This window comes from Cupriavidus basilensis, from assembly GCF_000876015.1.
GTDB classification, from domain to species: Bacteria; Pseudomonadota; Gammaproteobacteria; order Burkholderiales; family Burkholderiaceae; genus Cupriavidus; species Cupriavidus basilensis_B.
On record NZ_BBQM01000044.1, the window covers coordinates 1 to 2760 of the forward strand.

At 62.8% G+C, this 2760-nt stretch carries 6 protein-coding genes; all 6 read left to right on the forward strand.

Annotated elements, in window-relative coordinates:
- Nucleotides 1-719: replicative helicase loader/inhibitor (locus KF708C_RS33825; RefSeq protein WP_059416208.1), on the forward strand; the 719-nt coding region annotated here is incomplete at its 5' end.
- Nucleotides 716-883, forward strand: coding sequence for a hypothetical protein (locus KF708C_RS36280; RefSeq protein ID WP_156174067.1), 168 nt, complete (start codon nt 716-718; stop codon nt 881-883). The genes KF708C_RS33825 and KF708C_RS36280, both read left to right, overlap by 4 nt.
- The gene (locus tag KF708C_RS33830; RefSeq protein WP_231586665.1) at nt 880-1281 is read left to right on the forward strand and encodes a DUF1064 domain-containing protein; all 402 of its coding nucleotides are present in this window, start codon (nt 880-882) and stop codon (nt 1279-1281) included. Before KF708C_RS36280 ends, KF708C_RS33830 begins: the two co-directional genes overlap by 4 nt.
- A 31-nt stretch (nt 1282-1312) precedes the next feature.
- Nucleotides 1313-1594, forward strand: coding sequence for a hypothetical protein (locus KF708C_RS33835; protein ID WP_059416216.1), 282 nt, complete (start codon nt 1313-1315; stop codon nt 1592-1594).
- A 1-nt stretch (nt 1595) separates the two neighbouring features.
- The gene (locus KF708C_RS33840) at nt 1596-2381 is read left to right on the forward strand and encodes a hypothetical protein (protein ID WP_059416213.1); all 786 of its coding nucleotides are present in this window, start codon (nt 1596-1598) and stop codon (nt 2379-2381) included.
- Entirely contained in the window at nt 2362-2622 is a 261-nt protein-coding gene (locus KF708C_RS35330) for a hypothetical protein (RefSeq protein ID WP_082080244.1), read from the forward strand. The genes KF708C_RS33840 and KF708C_RS35330 overlap by 20 nt, the downstream gene beginning before the upstream one ends.
- The last annotated feature ends 138 nt before the right edge of the window (nt 2623-2760 follow it).

Below are 2760 nucleotides of genomic sequence, written 5' to 3' on the forward strand. Positions count from 1 at the left end.
GGGCCGAATTCGCACAGGTTGTGCGCACGACGTTCAACAACTACGGCCGCGAGACGCCCATGCAGGAGACGCTGCGCATGTGGTGGGGATTGCTCGCGGAATTCGAGATTGTGACTGTGCGCCTGGCATTTTCGCGGCACGTGGTCGCCGATACGAAGTTCCCGCCGTCCATCGGGCAGATCCTCGAAATCCTGAACGCCGGCAACAAGGCACGGCGACTCGGCGCGGAAGAAGCGTGGACGCTCGCGGTCAAGGCGTGCGACGAAACCGAGACGGTCATCCTGAATGACGAGATCGCGCAGGCGTGGGGCATCTGCAAGCCGGTCATGGATATCGGCGACGAGATTGGGGCGCGGATGGCGTTCAAGGAGGCGTACCAGCGCATCACCGCCGCGGCAACCGACCCCGTGAAGTGGTGGCCGTCCATCGGCAGCGACCCGCACAAGCGCGATGCTGCGCTGGCCGAGGCGAAGTGTCAGGGTCTTCTGCCAGCGTCCCATGTCGCCGCGCTCTTGCCGCCTCCGATGCCGACCAACGTCACGGGCAACCCCGAGGGGTTGCAGCGCGTGAAGGACGAGATCGCGAAGATGAACCTGTCGCGCATGGATCGCGTTGTCGCGCGGGATGCGGCAGTCAAGGCAGAACGCGATGCAGTCATCGCTGCCAAGCAGGCTATTGCTGACCGAATTGCGCAATACCGGAAGGGAGCGCAGCAATGATGACGACGATGAAATGGCCTGAAACGATGCTCGAGCATCGCAATGACGGTCGCGATTGGGCGAGGCGAATCCTTGCACGCGAGAACGCCGGCGAGCGTTTCACCGTGACGGTCATCGACATGGCAAAGCGGGCGCTTGGCATGGAAATCGGAGTGGTGGCATGAGCGCAGAAATGGGTTCGCTTCATGTCCCACATCCGGCGCGCGTGGGACAGAGCCGCATGCGGGCACTGGGCCGGCTCAAGACCGGTGCCATGAACAAGACCGAGCAAGCCTACGCTCAGCACCTGGAATCGCTCAGGAACGCCGGCACAGTGCTCTGGTACCGCTTCGAGGGGCTGAAGCTTCGGCTCGCGGACAACACGTTCCTGACGGTGGATTTCGCGGTGATGGTCGCTGATGGTCAACTCGAGATGCATGACTGCAAAGGCTCGAAGGCGATCTATCAGGACGATGCCAAGGTGAAGATGAAAGTGGCCGCTGAGCAGTACCCATTCGTCTTTCGGGTGGCATTTCCGAAGTCGAAGAGAGAAGGCGGCGGCTGGTTGATTGAAGAGGTCTAGAAAGACCAAACAACGGAGAGTGATGCCAACTATGAAAACCAAATACGAGAAGCTTGATGCCCTGATCATGGGCAATCTCAGCTGCCGGTCAATGATCTTCAACGATCTCTACAGCGGAAGGGTGAAGGACGAGTGCAGGAGGATTGTTGACGAAGAAAACAAGAATTCCGGCCTCCCCGAGTGGAAGTACGTTTGGGCGGAGCGCATCCTCGATCGCCGTCTCCAAGCCCTGCGCAAGGCCGGAAAGATCCGTTTCCTCGGCAGCGGCAAGAATGCGGGCTGGGCGCTGGTCGGCAAGCAGCAGGGAGCCTGAGATGAGCGAAGAACAGAAGCAAGCCGCTTTGAGCGCCATCCCGGTGCCGGACTGCCCCACCTGCCGCGGTAATGGCATGATCGGCGGCCCGAGCTACCACGCCCCCGATGAGGGCGGCGTGCCGTGCCCTGACTGCTGGGTGCCCAGCGCTGGGGATGAGTCGCCGCACGCGAATCAGTCTGCATTGAAACCCGACGAGCGCGCCGTCCTGCGCGATCTTGCGCAAGCCCTGGCATGGCAGTGCTTCGGGGAATGCCGCGGATATTCGGAGCGGCTGCTGTCGCCGATAGAGGCGCTGGCAGCGGTGCGCGATGTGCTTGGCATCCCTGTCGCACAGACCACGCCGCAGGACCAGCCGAGCGATAAGGAACTGGATGCGCTATGGCGGGAAGGATCCCTCCGTAATGATTTGGAGCCATCTTATCGTGGCATGTTCCGATGGGCTGCCCGCGCCCTGCTGTCGCGCTACGGTGCCGCGCCGCAGGCCGACATGCCGCTGGTCCCCGACGCTGCATGGGAAGCCCTGCAACGCATGATCGAGGATGGCGCCACGCGCGGGCCGGCCAGCCGGGAAGATGCGCTTTTGGTGGCACGGTATCGCCGCCGCGTCTTCGGCACGCCACAGGCCGGAGAGGATGCGCAGCCGGTGGCGTGGCGGGCCTGGTTCGACCAGGACAGCGGGGCGCGATGGCTGTTCACGCTGTGGCCCAAGGAAGAGCGCCTCGACGTGCAATGGCAGCCGCTCTACGCCACCCAAGGAGCCAGCCATGCCGGCAATCCTGGTTGACGTGCAGCAGGTCTACACGGCCCCGACGAAAGGCCGACGCTATCTGACCGCACGCGGTGCAGCACGGGCAGAAGCCGATGCCATGTTGACACGCGCTTACCCCAGCGACCAACCCGAATACGACGACATGGGGCGCTGTCTCTACGGCGGCTTTCATTGGAGTAGCGACGAGCGCCTGGTGCGCGTCCACAAACGACTGATGCGACTGCTGCTGCGGCGCTTAAAGAATAGCCATGACTAAGTTCCGTTGCTGGATTCCTGACTATGGCCAGGACCGCGAGGACGGCCGCGACGTGGCTGCGTTTGACGCTGAACAGGCGGCAGCTCTGTTCATGGAAATCTACGAGACACGCAGCGCCGAATACCCGGTTGCCTCGGG